Genomic DNA, 20,887 nt, shown 5'->3' on the forward strand with positions numbered 1-20,887 from the left:
CAGTCACTTCTAGGATAATCGAAGAGAAAAATGGACTTGTCTTAAAAAAGTGGACAGGACCGTGCTCTTTAGGCGGCTAATTTCTCATAGGCCATCGGGCTGATGTTGCCAAGGGTCGAATGTCGCCTTTTCCGGTTATAGAAGTTCATAATGTACTCATTGATGATCCTTTCTGCCTGTTCACGGCTTTCGAATTTCACGCGCCAGACCAGTTCCGCTTTCAAGGTTTTAAAGAAGGCCTCGACGGCAGCATTATCGTAACAGTTGCCCTTCCCGGACATGGACGGGACGATGGCATGTTGTTTCAGCGTCATCTGGTATTCGGTCGCCACATATTGGCTGCCACGGTCTGAGTGATGGATCAGACCCGGTTCCGGTCGACGCAAGGAGATGGCCATCTTCAGCGCCTGCAGGGCCAGGTCCTGCTTCATCCGGTCACTCATATGCCATCCCACAATACGGCGGGAATAAAGGTCCATCACCACAGCGAGATAAATCCAGCCGCGAAGAGTGGCGACATAGGAGATATCAACGACCCATTTCTCATTGGGCCGGTCGGCCGTAAAGTCCTGATCCAGCAGGTTGGGGGCATAGCCGAACGACGGCACGAGGCCCGGGCGCTGATAGCGTTTCCTGCGGCTGCGAATGGCCTGAATGCCATTCTCCCTCATCAGGCGCCCGATACGGGTATGCCCGACCTCCAGGCCCTTGGCCTTCAGTTCTTCCACCATCCGCGGACGGCCGTAGGAATAGTGACTGCTTTCGAACTCCGCCTTGATATGGGCCAGAAGCACCAGATCCTCCCGGGACCGTTTGCTGGCAGGGCGGCTGCGCCAGGCATAATAGCCCGAGCGGGAAACTTCCAGCAGGCCGCAGAGGCGGTCCACCTGATGATGCGCCTTCTCCGCATCGATAAATCGGTAGCGCATTATTTTTGGCTCGCGAAGAAGGCGGTTGCTTTTTTTAGGAGTTCGCGCTCCTCACGCAATATCCTGTTCTCGCGACGAAGCCGGGCAAGTTCCCCATGAAGATCATCAGACCCTCCGGAAGGCTCTTCCGCCCCCTGCTGCGTCTGTCGATGTTCGGTGATCCACTTGCCAAGGGTCGATTTGCCGATCCCCAAATCTTCGGCAACAGCCTGCCTGGGTAAATTGCTGCTCAGCGCCAGTTTGACAGCCTCACGTTTGAAGTCTTCTGAATGTCTTGTTCGGGCCATAATTTCCTCCATAAAATATCAATAATTCTTTTGGAGGTCCTGTCCACTTTTTTAAGACAAGTCCAAAGTAACGCGTATGCATTTAAGGCATCCTGTCTAATTCAACTGGATGAGTATGACGAAGCTTATGATCTTTATTATAAGCATTTAGAGCTTTTTGAGGGTGTTGACTATCCAGAAATATTTGAAAGAGTGGTTGACGTAAAAGTACGCAGAGCGGAGTTGTTGAGTTATTTGGAGGAAGAGGATGAAGCGTTAGAAGAAATAAAAAAAATTATTGATCAATACGGTGAGACAAATAATTCAGATATTAAGTATTACATTGAAAAAGCTAGAAAGATTCAAAAAGAAATCAAAAAAAGCAAATAGTCCGTTGTGTTGCTGGGCGAATTAAATTTCTCCCATTCCCTCACTGCGGATATATGGTATACAATTTGCCATGTTTCAGAATAACCTGCAGCAACAGCTCCAGAGCGTGATAGCGCATCAGCAGGCCGGCAGGTTTGCCGAGGCCGAGGCCGCCTGCCGACAGATCCTGATGACCAACCCGGACCAGCCGGATGCGCTGCATTTCCTCGCCCTGCTCAGGAAGCGGGCCGGGGATATGGCGGCCGCCGGGGACTATTTCCAGAAGGCCCTCAAAGGTGGCGGGAAAAACCCGGCCATTTCAAGCAACTACGCTAATTTTCTCACCTCCGCCGGTAAACATGAAGAGGCGCTTTCTCACTACGCCCGGGCGGTGAAGCTGGAACCGCGCTTTGCCGAGGCGCTCTATAACTGGGGCATCGCCCTGACCAGCCTGGAGCGCTATGACGAGGCGGAGAAAAGACTGCGCGAGGCCCTCAGGCTCAACCCCAAAGACAGCCGTTATCATAATGCCCTGGGGCTCATCTTCCGTAAAGGCGACGACAATGACAAGGCTATCGTCGAATATGAGCAGGCGGTGCGGCTTGATCCCAATAATATCCGGGCGATCCATAACCTGGGCGGGGCATTGCGCGCAGAAAAACGTCTCGACGAAGCCAGACGCTGCTGCATGGAGGTGATCCGCCGCAATCCGAACCAGATGGAAAGCTGGCAGAACCTGGCCGCCATCCTGCACGAGCAGGGCGACAATGAACAGGCGATCCAGGCTTACCGGAAGATTCTGGAAATCGATCCGCTGCATATGGAAAGCCACAAGCTGCTCAATAATATCATCTGGGAATCCGGCCTGTCGGACCAGTTCCTCGGCTCCTATGAATGGGCGATGGAAAAACATCCGGACGCGGTGGAACTGCCGGTGACCTATGCGGACTATCTCAACATGGCCGGTCATGCGGACAGGAGCCGGGATATGCTGGACCGGGTCCGGGCCCGTTTCCCGGAAAGTCCGGAACTTCATTATGCCTACGGCAAGACCTATAACATCCTGCAGGATTTTGACGTCGCCCGCAGCCATTTCGAAAGCTGCGTGTCCTTTGCCCCGGACAACGAGGCCTATCATATCGACTATGCCCGGCTGCTGATCCATATGGACGAGATTGACTATGCCCTCGAGCAGCTTGAGGATGCTGAAAAGATCAATCCCGACGAGCAGACCATCTGGGCGCTGCGGTCGATCTGCTGGCGCATCATGGGCGACGAGCGCGAGCACTGGCTGCAAAACTATGATCTGTTGGTGCGCGGGATCGAGCTTGAAGTGCCGGAAGGTTATGGCTCTATCGGGGAATTTAACGAACATCTGCATGAAACCCTGATCACCCTGCACAAAATGCAGCGCCAGCCGCTGGACCAGACCCTTATGGGCGGCACCCAGACCTTCGGCCATCTGTATGACAACAAACATGAAGTGATCAAAAAGCTGCAGAAGGCAGTGTACGGGGCGGCGCAGCGTTACATTGCCGACCTGCCGCACGATGAGACCCATCCGCTGACCCGGCGGCTGACCCATGATATCAGATTTTCCGGCTCCTGGTCCTGCAGGCTTAAAAGCGAGGGTTTCCACACCAATCACATGCATCCCAAGGGCTGGATCAGCGGGCCCTATTATGTGGCCCTGCCGGACGAGATTAAAAACTCAACCGAAGAGGGTGACAAACCGGGCTGGGTCAAGTTCGGGGAATCCAACCTGAAGCTTGCCGAACACAACAGCCCGCGCAAGATCATCAAACCGCAGGAAGGCATGCAGGTGTTTTTCCCGTCCTATACCTGGCACGGCACCAATCCCTTTACCTCGGATCAGTATCGGGTCACGGCGCCCTGTGATATAGCGCCGAAGTAGTCTTACTGCCCCATCGGCAGCTGAATCGCCTTGCCGTTAACCATCTGCTGGCCGTCCTTGATCTGGATGCGGGTCTGATAAGTGTTTTTCTCCTCGCCGGCGACAATCAGGCCCTGCTGGGCATAGGTCTGCAGCATCAGGCTGGTCTGAATGCTGACCGCTTCTTTGAGCTGTTCCGGCGGCATGAAGCCCATGTCGATACCGGTGGCGGCCATCTGTTTTTTCATACCCATCAGCACAAAGGCCTCGGCCAGCGGCTGGTCAAAGCGGGCGGTGAGGTCCAGATCGAGCCGTTTGGTGAGCTCGCCCGGCATAGACAGGATCATGGCATTGTCCAGCCCTTCGGCATTGATCTTCACCATACCGTCGCCGTCAAAGCTGCCGCCGTCCATCTTGAAGGCGAGCTCGCGGATGTCCAGCTCGGGCGAATTGAGCAGCAGCCTGCGGCCGGCGTCATTGATCACCTGCAGGGTCTGCATCTGTATCTGCTGCTGTTCTTCCGGGCTGCCGACGTTCATATTATTCGTCAGCTGCTTGATCCCCTTCACATAGTCGGTGAGGGCTCCTTCATCCAGCCGGTTGAGGCTCATATCCACAAGAATATCCTTGAGGTCGAGTCCGGTGATTTTATTGTCATCGGGCGCAAACAGAAACTGCGGCAGCCGCAGGGTCATCCCGAAGTCGATGTTGTTGTCGCCGGCTTGCTCAAGATCATATTCAATTTCGAAGTTGCTGGCGACAAAGCTGCCCTGGGGGCCGGTGAGGGACAGTTCCCCCAGTTCGGTTTCGCCTTCGCCGAGCCAGATAAAGTCATTGACCTTGTCGCCGGATCCTTCAAAGGAAAGTTTTTTCAGGATGAAGGTTTCGCCGGTGCCGGTGACGGTGAAGAGGGGCATTTCCCCCTCGGTATCATAATGGGTGATATCGGCGGAAAAGGTTGTTTTTGTCGCAAGACCACCAGAGGTGATGGTGATTTCCTGTCCCTTGTCATTGGTGACGACGGCGGTAAATTTCGGGCTCGTCATATCAAGGGTGGTGGCGCCAAGATAGGAGACTTCAGCCTCCACATTGAGGAAGCCGGGGACCGCCGCCTGTGCCTGGAAGTCACGATATCCGTCGGTATCAAATCCCTTGAGGGAACCGTCTGCGCTCAGCAGGGCGAAGCTGATGCCGTTCTGGAAGGTAACCGGGCCGTGGGCGATGTCGACCTCGAACTCTGCCCCTGTTCTGAACAGCTCCAGCATCATCTGGTCCATTTCGCTTTTTTGTTCGGACTGTTCAAGGATATCCAGCATGTGCTGGTCAAAGCCATAAGTGATCAGCGCGCGGGAGGAAAACCAGCCCTGGTCATATTCACGGATGGTCAGGGCATAGCCGGGGATTTCAGAGATGGTCGCGGCCTGTTCTTCAAGTTTATTGTGAGCCATGTTGCCGAAAAACCATGGCAGGATTCCAAGGATAATGACCAGAACGACGCCGACAGAGGCCCAGATAATGCGCTTTTTATTCATGAATATTCCCCGCGTTAGGCAGTCCGGCCCTGCTGCCGGATCAAATTATCGTGACTATAGCTCAATCTTGGCCTTAGTCACTTGATAATTTTGTGATAAGACCAATCTTGAACAACTGTTGGCAACAATGACAAAACAGGGAAAGAATATGTACGACTATGACTTTTTTGTAATCGGGGCGGGGTCCGGCGGCGTGCGCGCCAGCAGAATGGCTTCATCCTACGGCGCGAAAGTAGGCCTGTGCGAGGACTATCGGGTCGGCGGCACCTGTGTGATCCGCGGCTGCGTGCCGAAAAAACTGTTTGTCTATGCCTCCGAATACAAAGGTCATTTTGCCGACAGCGCCGGTTTTGGCTGGAGCCGGGAACAGGCGAGTTTCGACTGGACCAGACTGGTGGCCAACAAGGACAAAGAAATCGACCGGCTCAATGGACTCTATCTCAAGAATCTTGAAGGGGCCGGGGTCGAGGTGATCCAGGCCCGCGGCAGGCTGCTGGACACCCATACCATTGAACTGACCGGCCCGGACGGGGTAAAGACGGTGACTGCAGACAAGATCCTGATCGCCACCGGCGGCTGGCCGCAGATGCCCGATGTGCAGGGGATAGAACATGCCATTTCCTCCAACGAGGCTTTTCACCTGGACAATCTGCCGGAAAAAATCACCGTCGTCGGCGGCGGTTATATCGCGGTTGAATTCGCCGGTATTTTCAACGGTCTGGGTGTGGAAACCACTCTCCTGTACCGGGGTGAGCAGATTTTGCGCGGCTTTGACCGGGAAGTCCGCGACAAGCTTTATGAAGAAATGCGCAAAAAAGGCGTTGATGTGCGCCTTCAGACCAATGTCACCGCCATCGAAAAAACTGATGACGGCTTGTCACTGAGCCTGACGGATGGCTCAATGCTGGAGGCGGGCGCAGTCATGTATGCCACCGGCCGGGTGCCCAATGTCAAGGGCCTGGGGCTCGGGGAACTGGGCGTCAAGATGCAGAAAAACGGCGCCATTATCGTCGATGAGCAATATCGCACCTCGGTCGACAATATTTTTGCCGTCGGCGATGTCACCGACCGGGTGCAACTGACGCCGGTGGCCATCAAGGAAGGGGCGGCTCTGGCCGCAACCCAGTTCAACGATACGCCGACCACGGTGGATTATGACTATATCCCGACCGCCATTTTCTCCCAGCCGCCGATCGGCACTGTTGGCCTTGGCGAGGAAGAGGCGGCCGAAAAATATGGCGACGATATCCAGGTCTTCCGCTCAGAATTCCGGGCCATGAAATATACCCTGGCCGGGCGCGAGGAACGTTCCCTGATGAAGCTGATCGTGCAGAAATCCACCGATCTGGTGATCGGCGCCCATATGATCGGGCCGGATGCCGCGGAAATCATACAGGGCGTGGCCATTGCGCTCAAATGCGGCGCGACCAAGGCCCAGTTCGATGCCACCGTTGCCGTGCATCCGTCTTCTGCCGAGGAATTCGTTCTGATGAAGTGACCGGAACGGTTTGTGACCGGTCGGTGAAAAATTGGACATCTGCAGGGTTTCTTCTGGCATTCGGGCGCGAAGATGCTTATATGAATGCCCTGTAGTGCCACTTTTTTAACTGAAGATTTGAATGGAAGAGACGATGAGTAAGAACTGGACACCTGACAGCTGGAGATCAAAGCCGATCCGGCAGGTTCCGGCGTATCCCGACCAGGCCGAACTGGAAGCTGTTGAAGCTGAACTGAGGAAATCCCCGCCGCTGGTTTTTGCCGGTGAAGCCCGCCGCCTGAAAAGCCAGTTGGCCGATGTGGCTGCCGGCAAGGCATTTTTGCTGCAGGGCGGCGACTGTGCCGAGAGTTTTGCAGAATTCCGCGCCGACAATATCCGGGATACTTTCCGTGTGCTGATGCAGATGTCCGTCGCCTTGACCTTTGCCGCCAGCTGCCCCGTAGTCAAGGTAGGCCGTATGGCCGGCCAGTTCGCCAAACCACGCAGCGCCGATATGGAAACCCAGGACGGTGTGGAGCTGCCGAGCTACCGCGGGGATATCATCAACGGCATCGAATTCACCCCCGAAGCCCGCATTCCCGACCCGAAACGCATGCTGCGCGCCTACAGCCAGGCAGCCTCAAGCCTTAATCTGCTGCGTGCTTTCGCGCAAGGGGGCTATGCCAACCTGCACAAAGTACACCAGTGGAACCTGGATTTCGTGTCCAATAGCCCGGCTGCCGAACGTTATCGGGATATGGCCGACCGTATCGACGAGGCCCTGCGTTTCATGGAAGCCTGCGGCGTCAAGTCCGACCTGCCGCAACTGCAGGGTACTGATTTCTATGTCTCCCACGAAGCCCTGCTTCTGTGGTACGAGGAAGCCATGACCCGCACCGACAGCACCTCCGGTCGCTGGTATGACACCTCCGGCCATATGCTGTGGATTGGTGACCGGACCCGTGTGCTGGACGAGGCGCATGTGGAATTCCTGTCCGGGATTGAAAATCCGCTCGGCCTGAAAGTGGGACCGACCACCGATATGGACGATCTGATCCGTATTCTGGACAAGCTGAACCCGCAGGATGAAGCCGGCCGTATTACCCTGATCTGCCGGATGGGCGCAGACATTGTCGAGGACAAGCTGCCGCCGATTATCCGCCGGATTGAGAAGGAAGGCCGCACCGTGGTCTGGTCAGCAGACCCCATGCACGGCAATACCATCAAATCCACCAGCGGCTATAAAACCCGTCCGTTCGACCGGGTGCTGAAGGAAGTGCAGAAATTCTTCGAAGTTCACAAGGCGGAAGGCACCTATGCCGGCGGCGTTCATTTCGAGATGACCGGTCAGAATGTGACCGAATGCACCGGTGGCGCGGAAGCCATTACCGACGAGAAACTGGCCGATCGCTATCACACCCATTGTGATCCGCGCCTGAACGCCAGCCAGAGCCTGGAGCTTGCCTTCCTGATTGCGGAAAGCCTGAAGGATGAGCGGGACGCCAGGATGGCGGAAGAGAAAAAGGCTTCCTGAGGCAGAGTAGGGACTTTAGATGACAAACAGCCTGAAGATCGCGCTGGCGACCCTTAATCCCACAGTCGGAGATCTGGACGGCAACGCCCGAATGATCCTTGAGGCGAGGGATAAAGCGGCAGCCGAGGGGGCTGACCTTGTTGTCTATAGCGAACTGATCCTGCTGGGTTATCCGCCGGAAGATCTGGTTCTGAAACCGGTCTTCCAGCGTCAGGCCATGGCCAAGGTCAGGGAACTTGCCGAGATGACCTCTGACGGCGGCCCGGCCATGCTGGTTGGCTGTTGCTGGTCGGCTGAAGGCGACAAAAAGTCCGAACCCAAGCTGTTTAATGCGGCATTGCTTCTGGATGGCGGCAAGATAGCGGCCCTGCGCTATAAACATGACCTCCCGAACTACGGCGTTTTTGATGAAATGCGGATTTTTGACGAGGGTCCCCTGCAGGGGCCGGTCAATTTCCGCGGTGTCAAGCTCGGTATCGTGATCTGCGAGGACATGTGGTATCCGGATGTGACCGAATGCCTGGCCGAAACCGGCGCCGAGATCCTGGTGGTGACCAATGGTTCACCTTACGAGCGCGGCAAATATAACGAGCGCCTGCAGCTTGCCCTGAAACGGGTGCAGGAAAGCGAGCTGCCGCTGGTTTATGTAAATCAGCTTGGCGGCCAAGACGAACTTGTCTTTGACGGTGGATCTTTTGTCCTGAACAAGGATTATAACCTGGTAGTCCAGGCGGAAAGCTGGCTGGAGGATGTGACCGTCACCAACTGGATAAAGGACACGTCCGGCTGGAGCTGTGAAAAGGGCGATATTCGTCCTGCCGGTAACGGTTATGCGGCCATGTATCAGGCCATGATGCTGGGGCTTCGGGATTATGTGGAAAAGAACCGTTTCCCGGGCGTTCTTCTGGGTATGTCCGGCGGCATCGACAGTGCGCTGAGCGCCGCTGTCGCGGTGGACGCCCTTGGCGCGGACAAGGTGCATCTGGTGATGATGCCGTCAAAATATACCAGCGAGGAAAGCCTGCTGGATGCGGCCGATTGTGCGGCTTTGCTCGGGGCCCGTATCGATAATATTCCCATCGTGCCGGCGGTCAGGGCTTTCGACGAGATGCTGGCCGGCCAGTTTGCCGGCACCGAACCCGATATTACCGAGGAAAATATCCAGAGCCGCCTGCGCGGTATGATGCTGATGGCGATCAGCAACAAGTTCGGCCATATGGTGCTGACCACCGGCAACAAGTCGGAAATGTCCGTCGGTTATGCCACCCTGTACGGCGATATGTGCGGCGGCTATTCGGTGCTCAAGGATATCTACAAAACCGATGTCTTTAAGCTGTGCAGCTGGCGCAACGAAAATGATCCGGTTGGCGCCCTTGGTCCGGAAGGCCGGGTGATTCCGGAAAATATCATTTCCAAACCGCCAACCGCCGAACTGCGTCCCGGCCAGAAAGACGAAGACAGCCTGCCGCCCTATGACATTCTGGATGATATTCTGGAGTGCCTGATCGAAAAGGAACTGGCGTTCAAGGAAATTGTCGCCCGGGGCCATGAGGCGGAAACGGTTGCGCGGATCGAGCATTTGCTCTATGTGGCTGAATATAAACGGCGTCAGTCACCGCCCGGGGTCAAGATCACCCGGCGCAACTTCGGCCGTGACCGTCGCTATCCGATTACCAATGGATACCGCAACGCACGCCTGCGGGATCTGGACGCCTGATCAGAAGTTCAGGCCAGAGAGATAACAAGATGACTGTGAAAGTACGTTTTGCGCCAAGCCCCACCGGCAAGATCCATGTGGGCAATGTCCGCACCGCCCTTGTGAACTGGCTGTTCGCCCGCCAGCAACAGGGGGAATTTATCCTGCGCCTGGACGATACCGACCGGGAGCGTTCCACCGAAGAATTCGCCGACCTGATCAGGACAGACCTGACCTGGCTGGGGCTGAACTGGGATGATTGTTTCCGCCAGTCGGACCGGATGGAAAAATATGACACGGCGGCGGAAAAGCTGAAAGCCGAGGGGCGGCTCTATCCCTGTTTTGAAACTGCAGTGGAGCTTGATCTCAAGCGCAAGATCAAGCTGGGTCAGGGCAAACCGCCGGTTTACGATCGTGCGGCGCTGTCCATGAGCGAGGAACAGATCGAGAAATACCGCAAAGAGGGACGCCGGCCCCACTGGCGTTTCAGGCTCGATCTGCCGGCCCGAGTCGAATGGGAAGACCTGGTCAAGGGACACCAGAGTTTCGACCTGGACTCCTTAAGCGATCCGATTCTGATCCGGGAAGATGGCTCCTATCTTTATACGCTGCCGTCGGTGGTCGATGATATCGAATATGGCATTACCCACATCATGCGCGGCGAGGACCATGCCACCAACAGTGCGGTCCAGACTCAGATTTTCGAGGCGCTGGGTGGCAAGACACCGGCCTATGCTCATTTCAGCCTGCTGACCGGCAAGGGCGGCGAGGGGCTGTCCAAACGTTTCGGCACCGCCAGCATCGAAAGCTATCGGGAGGAAGAGGGGCTCGAGCCCATGGCCATCAACAGCCTGCTCGCCCGGCTGGGATCGAATGTGGATGTGGAACCTTTCACCAGCCTCGAGCCGCTGATCGAGAGCTTTGATTTCTCCAGCTACAGCCGTTCTACCGCCAAGTTCGACGCCCATGACCTGGAAGTGCTGAACGCCAAGATCCTGCATATGACCGATTATGAGCAGGTTAAGGATCGAGCGGAAATGTCTGGTGTTTCAAAGGCCTTGTGGGAAACCCTGAGACCGAATCTGAGCAGGCTCCGCGATGTGCAGGACTGGGCGAAACTGGTCAACGGGCCACTGACGCCAATTATTGAAAACAAGGATTTTATTGCCAAGGCGCTGGAGCTATTGCCAGAAGGCGAACTGGACGAAACAAGCTGGAAGGCCTGGACCACGGCGGTGAAAGACGCCACGGGCGCCAAGGGAAAGGCCCTGTTCCTGCCGCTGCGCCAGGCTGTCACCGGCATGGATCACGGGCCGGAAATGGGTCCCTTGCTGCCGCTGATCGGGCGCGATAAGCTGGAGGCGAGACTAAGGGGTGAAACCGGATGAGCCTGAAAATATACAACACACTTGCGAAGAAGAAAGAGGCGTTCGTTCCTCTCGACCCGGCCCATGTGAAAATGTATGTCTGCGGGCCTACCGTTTATAACTATGCCCATGTGGGCAACGCCCGCCCGGTGGTGGTGTTTGACCTGCTGGCCCGGCTGTTGCGCCATGACTATCCGAAGCTGACCTACGCCCGAAATATCACTGATATTGACGACAAGATTATCGCGGCGGCCCAGGAAACGGGTGAAGATATTTCCGTCATCACCGAGAAATACACCCGTATTTATGAAGAGGATATGGGCGCGCTCAATGCGGAACTGCCGGACGAGCGGCCGAAGGCGACTGACTATATTCCCCAGATGATTCACATGGTGGAAACCCTGATTGAAAAGGGCCATGCTTACGCCGCCGACGGCCATGTGCTGTTTAATGTGCCGAGCATGGAAAATTACGGCGAGCTTTCCAACCGGACCCTCGACGAACTGATCGCCGGGGCCCGGGTCGAGGTGGCGAGCTACAAAAAAGACCCCACCGACTTCGTGCTGTGGAAACCGAGCAGCGACGAGCAACCCGGCTGGGACAGCCCCTGGGGCCGGGGACGGCCCGGCTGGCACCTGGAATGCAGCTGCATGATCGAGGATGTGCTGGGCGAGACCATCGACATCCACGGCGGCGGGCTTGATTTGATTTTCCCGCACCATGAAAATGAAATCGCCCAGAGCCGCTGCGCCCACGGTGGCGCACCGCTGGCCAATTACTGGATGCATAATGGGTACCTTACGGTGGAAGGCGAGAAAATGTCCAAGTCGCTGGGCAATTTCATCACCGTTCATGAGCTGCTGGAGGAAGGCGTCAAGGGGGAGGCGATCCGCATGGCGCTGCTTTCCGCCCATTATCGCCAGCCGCTGGATTTCAGTCGCTCAGGGATTGAGCAGGCGAAAAAGCAGCTCGACCGCTGGTACCGCCTGACCGAAGGCGTGGAAGCCAGCGAAGCCGATATTCCGGAAGAATTCCTTGAGGCTTTACGCGATGACCTCAATACCCCGAAAGCCATTGCGGTTCTCAATGGTCTGGCCAAGGAAGAAAAGGCCAAAGAGCTGAAAGCGGCCGCCAATTTGTTCGGTCTGCTGCTGGATCAGGATTGGTTTGGTCGAAAGGAATATATATCTGAGCCAGAAAAAGCTGAGATAATAACTACAGGCGGTCAGCCAACCTCAGAGTTGGTTCGAAGTGGTTCGGCAAAACATTCTGCAGGTTTCAATTCAAGTGCCAAAGGATCGGCTACTTTTACTAATGAAAGTATAGAGAAGATGATTGCTGAACGGGCCGAAGCAAAGAAAAACAAAGACTTTGCCCGTGCAGATGAAATTCGGGCTGATTTAGCAGAAAAAGGTATCAAGCTATTGGACGGACCTGATGGCACCACGTGGGAACGGCAATAGGGGAGAGGCAATAACATGTCCGAACAACTGATCATCGACAAGAAATACCAAGGCCCGCCGTTTGGCGCCAATGGTGGTTACAGCATCGGCCTGGCTGTGGGGGCGTTAAAGAAGCCCTATCCCGTGACGGCCCAGGTCAATCTGTTCAAGCCGATCCCCATGGAAGTGCCGCTGACGATGGAGCTGAAAGACGGCAAAGCCAGCCTGATGCAGGATGACACCCTGATTGTACAGGGGGAGGAATTCGGCGATACCGACCTGGTGCTGGCCGATGTGCCCGGACCTGTGAGTTATGAGCAGGCTCTGGAAGCCGAGAAGGCGGTGGTATTTCCCGCCTATAATCCGTTCCGCGACTGTTACATCTGTGGCGACAAGCGCGATCCCCACGAGGCGCCGCACCTGATGACCGGCCCGGTGGCGGGACGGGACGCCGGCCTGCTGGCTTGCGTGTGGCGGCCGCATCTTTATCTTCAGGGGGACAAGGTGCCCATGCATGAAATGGCGGCGGTGCTCGACTGTCCCAGCGCCTGGGCGATCTTTGCACCGGGCGAGAAAGCCCTGATTGCCAACCAGAAACTGGTATTAAAACGGGAACTGGACCGGGACGAGGACTATATTGTCATTGCCTGGCCGATCAAACGGGATGAAAGCCGTAAGATGCTGTCCGGCACCGCCATTTATGCCAAAGACGGCGAACTCCTGGGGGTGTCAAAATGCCTGTGGATCAAGATTGATTGAAGAATATGGCAGGCACAGACAGCACCCAAACCGCAAAAATTCATGAAAACGGCCCGGCCATCATCCTTGTCGGGGCGCAGCTTGGCGAGAATATCGGCAAGGCGGTCAGGGCCATGTATAATTTCGGCCTGACCGACCTGAGGCTTGTCGCCCCGCGCGACGGCTGGCCCAATGAAGCGGCCTGGCCGGCGGCGGCCGGGGCCGATGTGGTGCTGGAGAACGCCAAGGTGTATGCGACCACGGCCGACGCGATCCAGGACCTGCATCATGTCTATGCCACCACGGCCCGCATGCGCGACATGATCAAACCGATCATCACCCCCCGCAAATGTGCAGACGTCATGCGGGAAAAGGTGGATCAGGGCCTGAAAGTGGGCCTGCTGTTCGGCCCGGAAAAGGCCGGGCTCAAAAATGAAGATGTGGCCCCTTGTGACGCCATCGTCTCGGTGCCGCTCAATCCGGCCTTCGCCAGCCTGAATCTCGCCCAGGCGGTGGTGCTGCTGGCATACGAATGGTTCCAGGCCGGCGATGAGACGCCGGAAACTCATACCCCCACTCTGGACACGACACCGGCAACGTCTGAGGAAATGCAGGGCCTGTTTGACCATCTGGAAGGGGAACTGACGGAAAGCGGATACCTGCGCCATGAAAAGCGCCGGCCGACCATGGTTCGTAACCTGCGCAACATGCTGACACGGGCTCATTTTACCCAGGAAGAGGTGCGTACCCTGCGCGGGGTCATCCGGTCCCTGGCCACCGGCGGCGGCCCTGAATGGCAGAAGGAAAAGGCCGAGAATTCCCGAAAAAACAAGGAAAACAAGAAAGTATGAAAAGTTATTTGGAAGACTATATGTCAGGCGAGACGCTTGTCGACTTCCAGGTTTACAGCGATCCTGTAAATACATTCACCGGCTTTGTCAGTCAGTTTTCCGATACACTGGTGCTGGCCGCCTTGATCGATGACGACGGAACTTATGACGGCTTCTCGATTTTTGAACTGAAGAATATATTTTTTGTGCGGTCTGAAAGTCGCGAACTGCTTAAAATCAGTCAGTTGGCAAAAGATAAAAATGATATTCCTGAAATTCCCGAGTTGGATCTGACATCCTTTCAGACTGTAATTTCGGATATGAAAAGTCGTTCCAGATATATTTCCGTTCACATCGAAAATATAGATAATGATGTCGTCTACATCGGTGACGTGATCGAAGCAGGTGATTTTCTTGTACTTGATGAATATCCAACGCTGGATGAATACGATCGTCCGCAGCCAAGGTCCAGAGCCATCATCCGCTGCAAGGATATTACCCGGATCGAACATGGTGGCAAGTATGAGAGAAAACTGATCAAAAAATATGAATCAAGTGGAAAGCTGGAAGTTATCAAATAATCGGCGAAATTTCAGGTGAAGAGCCACGATTTCCTCGTTTTTCCAGCCTTTTCCCGTTGACTCTCAGACTTATCCCTATATATTCCGCCCATCGTAATGACTCGGGGGAGGTTCCCGGGTTGCGCAGTCTGTTTCCTGATTGTCTGGAATCGAGGCTGCGGCGCTGAATTTTAACTCTTAACACAAGCGATTCGAGATTATGACAAAACGAATTCAAGCCAAATATAAAATTGACCGCCGGTTGGGCGAAAACATCTGGGGTCGTCCGAAGTCTCCGGTAAACAAACGCGAATATGGACCGGGCCAGCACGGCCAGGGTCGTCGCAGCAAGCTGTCCGACTTCGGTATTCAGCTGCGTGCCAAACAGAAGCTCAAAGGCTACTATGGCAACATCACTGAGAAACAGTTCAAACGCATCTACAAGGAAGCCGATCGCCAGCGTGGTGATACAGGTGAGCTTCTTGTTGGCCTGCTGGAGCGTCGCCTGGACGCGGTTGTGTACCGCTCCAAGTTCGTCCCGACTGTTTTTGCCGCCCGTCAGTTTGTGAACCACGGTCATGTGACAGTGAACGGCAAAAAAGTGGACATCCCCAGCTATCAGGTGCAGCCTGGTGATGTGATTGAGGTCCGTGAAAAATCACGCCAGGTGCCGATGGTCCTGCAGGGTATTGAATCTGCCGAGCGCGAGGTTCCGGAATATCTGTCTATCGAAGACAACGGATATAAAGCGACCTTCCTGCGCCAGCCGGTTCTGGATGAAATTCCTTACCCTGTGCAGATGGAACCGAACCTGATCGTCGAGTTTTACTCACGCTAATAGCTATTACCAATCCCAAGCGCGGGGTTGGACAAATAGAACAAGAGAGCCGTTCAGCATTTGCTGGGCGGCTTTTTTTTTGGAGGGGGTCAATGGCAGGAATAATTGGCAATGTTTTTGCGTTTATAGGCATTGTTGTAGCGGCACTGATTGGTTTTTATTCTTTACAGATATCAGCCATTGTTTTTGTCTGTATGGCATATGGGCTATGGCTGCTTGCGATGTGCTATATCTTTCTTCTTAAACCGTCGAAGGATGCTGAAATTTGTTCTTTAATGAAGGAACATGAAATTGAAGTGTTTAGGCGATATTGGCTATACATATTGTTCCCACTTCCTGCTCAAGCTCTATCCGCAATGATGAATCTTATGAGGCTGGCGGGTTTTGTGTGGGGGGGAATATGCTTGTGGAGTGAGTTGTACTGGTTAGGGGGATTGTCACTAGCTTACTTTTTTAAGACAAGTCCATTGTGATTGCTCGACTTGATCCTCCAACTTATATGGCGGGCCCAGCTCAAAATGGCCACCAAACAGCACTTGAAGAGCTTTTTGTAATTGAGCGAGTGCAAGAGAAAATAGAAGCGTCCCGTCATTCAAATGAAGACGCTATGAACTTTGAAGTTGCACAGGTTTTGGCTGAGTTGGAGAAAGTGGCAAATGAGATTGATACAGTAACTGGATTATACCCAATAAAAGATGCATTGGTGAGAGAGTTTACAAGTACAGAGGGTGCGGAGAAGACAAAACTTTCGCTACAAAAAGATGGCATGAATGCTAGAGATTTAGTGTTTGTGGTGATGCTGAATATTTTGGGGCGTGAACTAGCTTGTGGGGAATACCATATATATAGGGGTGTTCTGAGTGGCACTGGGCAGGACTTGTTAAAAATGTGGCATTATGCTGTGGGGCAATTGAAAGCTAGCGGGTATTACAATGAAAAAGAAGCAGCGGATGATTTAGAATGGATCAAAACTGAGATCGAACAAGTAGGCTAAGTAGGCACTTTGATCATAGATCGCAATCGTTCTTTCAGGCTTTAAAATACGCATCGCAAACACATTGAAGTGCGAGGTGTATAAATGGATAGGAGGGGGAAGTAGAACATGGAAGCAATCTCTAGATTCTTGGCAGCACTTATGGTGCCGTTATTTTTATTGAACTCATTTGGTGGAATCGTCTCTGGTGTCTGGTTGGCGTTTTTGGGCGAGTGGGCGATTATTGGGTATGGTCTACTTGTTATAATTCTTGCTAGTGCGGTGATTGGTATAGTGCTTGCCCCATCAATGTTCTTGGCGAAACCTGCTCTAACATTTATGGAACAAGGTCGACTAACGGCTGCCCTTTTAATGGGGGTATTGGGACGGCTTTATACGGTTGGTGTTTTATCATTTTGGTGCATTCTGGTGCTGATTTATTATATAGAGATTGCCACATCTGAGACATTGCTTCCTTTGCTGCTTTGGTCCTATGGTGTTGCTACTGGACCAATTACGTGGCTCACACAAAAAGATATGCAGTCAGGTAATGATGCCAGCATTATGACGACAGCCTTTATACAAATCTCTTATGTTATCTGTGCAGTAGGGGCGTGGTTAGGTGATATGTCATTACACGGCTTTGTAATTGTGTTTGCCGTTTTGATGTCAATTACCGCAGTTGCAGAACTCTCTTTAGCTTTTATCATCGATCGTAATCGTTCTTTCAGGCTTTAAAATACACATCGCAAACACATTGAAGTGCGAGGTGTATATGGATAGCAGACAACGAACGATAACGATGCGGGGGGGCAGGATTGTGCTTCACACGCGGGCTGATGACAGGCACGGCTTCTGGCAATGCCGTTTGCGATTGGGACCAGATAGAAAGCTCATTCGCAGAAGTACCAGAACAGCGGACTTGGAAGAAGCGAAACGGATAGCAGAGGAAATCTACGACGAGCTCAGATACAAGCACCAAAACCAGAAAAATTTATCAGCGGCATCTTTTAGGAAGGTAGCCGCTGATTTTATTAGGAAGGTTGAACGGGAGACGACAGAAGGGCGTTTGAGCAAGGGGCGCCGTAACCTGATTGTGGGGACCGTTGACAGATATTTAAATCCCTTCTTTGGCCGCTTTTTTATCACTGAGATTAGATCCGCTCACTTTGCGGAATATGATGAATGGCGACTGGATTACTGGACTGTTGGCTACGGGGCTGAACGGCAGGTGTATCGCAAAGCGGAAGTCCCCAGTCAGAAAACACTCGTCATGGAACAGGGTATATTGCGCCAGGTGTTCAAGCATGCTGTTGAGCGGGGGTGGTTGAGTGCGGTTCCTTTTATGCAGTCGAAGTCTGCCAAAACCAATCGCAGAAGCGCCTTTGACATACATGAATACAAGCTTCTAATGCGGGTTATGCTCAGGCGTATAAGAGAGACCCGTCATCCCCGTGTGCAGCATGACAGGGCGCTTCTGGCGCTTTATGTACGGCTGATGTCCAATACAGGCATGCGGGTTGGGGAAGCCCGTCACTTAAAGTGGGGTGATATTGAGATCGTTACGCTCAGCAGCAATGGCAAATCCAATGAGGTCCTGCGCATATGGGTTGATGGGAAGACGGGAAAACGAGCTTTAATTGGGACGACTGTTGCCAAATATATCATTCAACGGCTGCTGAAATTTTATGAGTATGGTTCATTACAGGAAGCACGGGACAGCGGGGGATATCTGTTCGTTAAAACCAGTGGTGAACTGGTGCAGACGTTTGAGGTTGGCTTTAAGCGGTTGCTGGAGGCATGCGGACTGGAAACGGACAGGTATGGCAAGAACAGGACGCTTTATTCTCTCAGGCATACCTATGCGACTTACAGGCTATTATATGGCGGGGTTGATGTTTACTTGCTGGCCAGAAATATGGGGACTTCAGTGCAAATGATTGAGCGGCACTATGGACATGTGACGACCTCCCTTGCAGCGGACAAATTGCTGTAACTTCCCCGCATCTTCGATCGTAAAAGCGACAAAAGGCTGTACCATATAGAATGGGGTAGTCTGAGATTTTACCGAAATGTCGATGGTTGACTAAATACCAGCAACTAGGAGGTTGCTGACATGAGATATTATGAAATTTTAGGCGAAGATGCTCCCCCATTTAGAGGGATAACGCTCAGACAATTAAACCAGATAAAGAAGCAGTTGGCGAAGCGGGCAGCGGCAGAGGATGAGCACCTGGCATTGGTGAGAAGAATGTACAAGAACACTGCTGAAGTGGAGCTTGCGGACAAGGCTTTGGATGTTGGGGAACGGCAGATGGATATACTGCTGAAACACGAGGAATTGCAGGCTTTAAAGACGAAAAATATATAGACACAGGAAGAGCTAATATTGTATAATTAGGCATTAAAAACATATACTTAATGTTATTTTTTATGAGTTTATTTTTAAATTATTTAGGAACAAGTAGAAAAGTGGAAAATTATATTGGGAACAACGGATATACATTCAATAAAAGATTAAATGACGAATTACAGCAGTTCATTGTGGACTTTGATGGGGATTACTTTGTAACGGCTGTTTTTAATAGAGAAACGAACCTTGCAGGTGCAGAGAAACGCTTGGAGCACTGGTCCAATTGTGTGAACAGAAAGCTCTATGGCAAAAAATGGTTTAAGTTGCCCGCAACGGATCGACTTCAATATATAGGTGCACCAGAACATCTGAACAGCAATCTTCATTGGCATATGACGCTGAAACTGGCAGGCGGAAAGAAGGACTGGCGGTTTGCATTTATCGCTCCCAAACTCTGGCAGAAATATAATCAAAGCGGCAGCATGGATGTGCAGAAAGTGTTAACAGCACAGGATCAAATAACGGTGGGTAGCTACATAACGAAAGATACGTGGCTACCATCAAACTATAACAGTGTGAAATACAGTAAGTAATTAGTGTTGGCGGCCGTTACGACGGCGGCATGGATAGGGCAAAGCTACTAACAGACTGATGCTTTAAAGAACTGCTCAGAAGCTGAGCGGCAATTGTATTTTATTGCCTAAAACAATTTAACAACAATCATCCATCAAAAAAATAAAAGGGTGAAACAGGATAAAAAATAATTGGAATATAATCATTGGCATTGGTTGGAATGGAACAATAAAAAATTAATCAGGCATGGGAAATGAGAGGTGTTTATCTAACTTAATGTGGTGGGAAGCCTTAGAAAATATAGGGTATAGATAGCCAGATTAAGGCCTGAAAGATCGACATTGCATAGACAGGCTTTATCGTCATTGACTACCAGACAAAGGAGATGGAAATGACGGTATTGGAAAAGTTAAAACTCACTTCAGAAAAACGTGTTCAACAGAGGGCAACGATTGAGGAAAGCTTGCGGGGGAAGCTTTATGATCGTCTTGCTGAACAGAAAGAGCTCGTTGAAGCGGAGTTGGCAGGTAAGGAGTTCATCAAGACACGCAGGGTGTTCGTCACCAATGAAAATGGGGAGCGTGTCGCGCAGGAAGTTCCGCGCAGGATTAGGAAGTGGTTCTGGCATAACGGGGAAGGCACCTGGTATGTTGAATTGCGTTATGGCGGGAAGGTGATGAAGATCGCTGGTGAGAAGACCGCCATTGAAGTTGGTGACCTGAAACAGATGCCAAAGGTCATTGCTACAGTCATGCAGGCTGTACAGGCAGGAGAACTTGATAAGGCCTTGCTGGCGGCAAAGAAGGAGCGCATGGCGACACTGAGGAGAAACCGTTAGAAGAGTTGGTTGCCAGCATGCGCGTGACAGTTGCGGGAATTTATGATTAAATAAGCGACGGATTAACTGGTATTATGCTGGCGCTTAATTGGGCGAGAAAAAAATCAGCATCATCAATAGCTTCGATATTGCTTTTTTTATACTCACGCTAACAGGTTCATATATCTTTTCGAAGAAGCCGCTCTTTCCGGGCGGCTTTTTTATTGCCCGGAACGCCGAAGACGCTAAGATACATTCCTCAACAAACGGGGACATATCATGCAAGCAGTATTGGACAGCCTGATAATCGGCTTTCCCTATTTCATCACCCATTTCGGCCTGGCGATCCTTCTGTTGATCGCCGCGGTTTATATTTATGAAAAAGTCACCCCCTACAGGGAACTGGAGCTTGTCCGTCAGGGCAATGTGGCGGCGGCTGTTTCTTTATCTGCCGGCATATTGGGCCTTGCCATTCCGCTGGCGGTCTGTCTGGCGGGCAGTGCCTCCCTCTGGGATATCCTGATCTGGGGCATCGTCATCCTGGTGATCCAGATTCTGGCCTTTTTTGTCGCCAATCTGGTGATCGACAATCTGGGCCGGCGTATAGAGAATAATGAAATCGGCGCCGCGCTGCTGCTGTTTGCCGGCAAGATATCGGTGGCGCTTCTCAATGCAGCGGCCATTGCTGTCTGAGTAGAT

21 protein-coding genes are annotated in these 20,887 nt (G+C 52.8%); 19 read left to right on the forward strand and 2 right to left on the reverse strand.

Translation table 11 applies throughout. From position 1 onward, the window contains the following. Positions 1–68: 68 nt before the first annotated feature. Positions 69–1,216 (reverse strand): IS3 family transposase gene (locus ACORNT_RS09525; RefSeq protein WP_420717492.1). Its coding sequence is split into 2 segments (ribosomal slippage): positions 69–967 and positions 967–1,216, totalling 1,149 coding nucleotides; the frame shifts between segments, so codons are not numbered across the junction. Positions 1,217–1,408: 192 nt separating this feature from the next. On the opposite strand from ACORNT_RS09525, the gene ACORNT_RS09530 reads away from it, so the two are divergent. Beyond that, positions 1,409–1,585, forward strand: a complete 177-nt coding sequence (locus ACORNT_RS09530) for a hypothetical protein (protein WP_321389676.1) — start codon at positions 1,409–1,411, stop codon at positions 1,583–1,585. Between the two features lie 70 nt (positions 1,586–1,655). Further along, the gene (locus ACORNT_RS09535; RefSeq protein ID WP_321389679.1) at positions 1,656–3,479 is read left to right on the forward strand and encodes a tetratricopeptide repeat protein; all 1,824 of its coding nucleotides are present in this window, start codon (positions 1,656–1,658) and stop codon (positions 3,477–3,479) included. A gap of 2 nt (positions 3,480–3,481) precedes the next feature. Here ACORNT_RS09535 and ACORNT_RS09540 read toward each other — a convergent pair whose 3' ends face one another. Then, positions 3,482–4,990: a DUF945 family protein gene (locus ACORNT_RS09540; protein WP_321389682.1), complete on the reverse strand. Its 1,509-nt coding sequence runs from the start codon at positions 4,988–4,990 to the stop codon at positions 3,482–3,484. A 148-nt stretch (positions 4,991–5,138) separates the two neighbouring features. Between ACORNT_RS09540 and gor the strand changes: the two genes are divergently transcribed. The 17 genes from gor (at position 5,139) to ACORNT_RS09625 (ending at position 20,881) form a co-directional block, all read left to right on the forward strand. Then, a complete protein-coding gene (gene gor / locus ACORNT_RS09545; RefSeq protein WP_321389686.1) occupies positions 5,139–6,488 on the forward strand; it encodes a glutathione-disulfide reductase in 1,350 nt (449 codons plus the stop codon). A gap of 133 nt (positions 6,489–6,621) precedes the next feature. Beyond that, positions 6,622–8,001, forward strand: a complete 1,380-nt coding sequence (locus ACORNT_RS09550; RefSeq protein ID WP_321389688.1) for a class II 3-deoxy-7-phosphoheptulonate synthase — start codon at positions 6,622–6,624, stop codon at positions 7,999–8,001. Positions 8,002–8,020: 19 nt separating this feature from the next. After that, entirely contained in the window at positions 8,021–9,718 is a 1,698-nt protein-coding gene (locus tag ACORNT_RS09555; RefSeq protein ID WP_321389692.1) for an NAD+ synthase, read from the forward strand. Between the two features lie 29 nt (positions 9,719–9,747). Then, positions 9,748–11,085, forward strand: a complete 1,338-nt coding sequence (gene gltX / locus ACORNT_RS09560) for a glutamate--tRNA ligase (protein WP_321389695.1) — start codon at positions 9,748–9,750, stop codon at positions 11,083–11,085. Beyond that, positions 11,082–12,527: a cysteine--tRNA ligase gene (gene cysS, locus ACORNT_RS09565; protein WP_321389697.1), complete on the forward strand. Its 1,446-nt coding sequence runs from the start codon at positions 11,082–11,084 to the stop codon at positions 12,525–12,527. The genes gltX and cysS overlap by 4 nt, the downstream gene beginning before the upstream one ends. A 15-nt stretch (positions 12,528–12,542) precedes the next feature. Next, the gene (locus ACORNT_RS09570) at positions 12,543–13,265 is read left to right on the forward strand and encodes a hypothetical protein (protein WP_321389699.1); all 723 of its coding nucleotides are present in this window, start codon (positions 12,543–12,545) and stop codon (positions 13,263–13,265) included. A 5-nt stretch (positions 13,266–13,270) separates the two neighbouring features. Further along, the gene (locus ACORNT_RS09575) at positions 13,271–14,095 is read left to right on the forward strand and encodes an RNA methyltransferase (RefSeq protein ID WP_321389702.1); all 825 of its coding nucleotides are present in this window, start codon (positions 13,271–13,273) and stop codon (positions 14,093–14,095) included. Beyond that, on the forward strand, positions 14,038–14,655 hold the full coding sequence (locus ACORNT_RS09580) for a hypothetical protein (protein ID WP_321389705.1): 618 nt from the start codon (positions 14,038–14,040) through the stop codon (positions 14,653–14,655). Before ACORNT_RS09575 ends, ACORNT_RS09580 begins: the two co-directional genes overlap by 58 nt. Positions 14,656–14,854: 199 nt before the next feature. Next, positions 14,855–15,472: a 30S ribosomal protein S4 gene (gene rpsD, locus ACORNT_RS09585; protein WP_321389708.1), complete on the forward strand. Its 618-nt coding sequence runs from the start codon at positions 14,855–14,857 to the stop codon at positions 15,470–15,472. A gap of 92 nt (positions 15,473–15,564) precedes the next feature. Next, positions 15,565–15,945 (forward strand): hypothetical protein, encoded by a 381-nt coding sequence (locus ACORNT_RS09590; protein WP_321389710.1) that lies wholly within the window; start codon positions 15,565–15,567, stop codon positions 15,943–15,945. Continuing rightward, positions 15,942–16,466 (forward strand): hypothetical protein, encoded by a 525-nt coding sequence (locus tag ACORNT_RS09595; RefSeq protein ID WP_321389711.1) that lies wholly within the window; start codon positions 15,942–15,944, stop codon positions 16,464–16,466. Before ACORNT_RS09590 ends, ACORNT_RS09595 begins: the two co-directional genes overlap by 4 nt. Before the next feature lie 108 nt (positions 16,467–16,574). Next, entirely contained in the window at positions 16,575–17,183 is a 609-nt protein-coding gene (locus ACORNT_RS09600) for a hypothetical protein (RefSeq protein WP_321389714.1), read from the forward strand. A 184-nt stretch (positions 17,184–17,367) separates the two neighbouring features. Next, positions 17,368–18,441, forward strand: coding sequence for a tyrosine-type recombinase/integrase (locus ACORNT_RS09605; RefSeq protein WP_321389716.1), 1,074 nt, complete (start codon positions 17,368–17,370; stop codon positions 18,439–18,441). 120 nt (positions 18,442–18,561) lie between these two features. After that, positions 18,562–18,816, forward strand: a complete 255-nt coding sequence (locus tag ACORNT_RS09610) for a hypothetical protein (RefSeq protein ID WP_321389719.1) — start codon at positions 18,562–18,564, stop codon at positions 18,814–18,816. Between the two features lie 62 nt (positions 18,817–18,878). Then, positions 18,879–19,391, forward strand: a complete 513-nt coding sequence (locus ACORNT_RS09615; RefSeq protein WP_321389723.1) for a hypothetical protein — start codon at positions 18,879–18,881, stop codon at positions 19,389–19,391. Positions 19,392–19,762: 371 nt separating this feature from the next. Further along, positions 19,763–20,209, forward strand: coding sequence for a DUF6641 family protein (locus ACORNT_RS09620; RefSeq protein WP_321389726.1), 447 nt, complete (start codon positions 19,763–19,765; stop codon positions 20,207–20,209). Positions 20,210–20,467: 258 nt separating this feature from the next. Further along, positions 20,468–20,881: a DUF350 domain-containing protein gene (locus ACORNT_RS09625; RefSeq protein ID WP_321389729.1), complete on the forward strand. Its 414-nt coding sequence runs from the start codon at positions 20,468–20,470 to the stop codon at positions 20,879–20,881. Positions 20,882–20,887 lie beyond the last annotated feature (6 nt).

This window comes from Emcibacter sp. (assembly GCF_963675455.1).
GTDB lineage: Bacteria > Pseudomonadota > Alphaproteobacteria > Sphingomonadales > Emcibacteraceae > Emcibacter.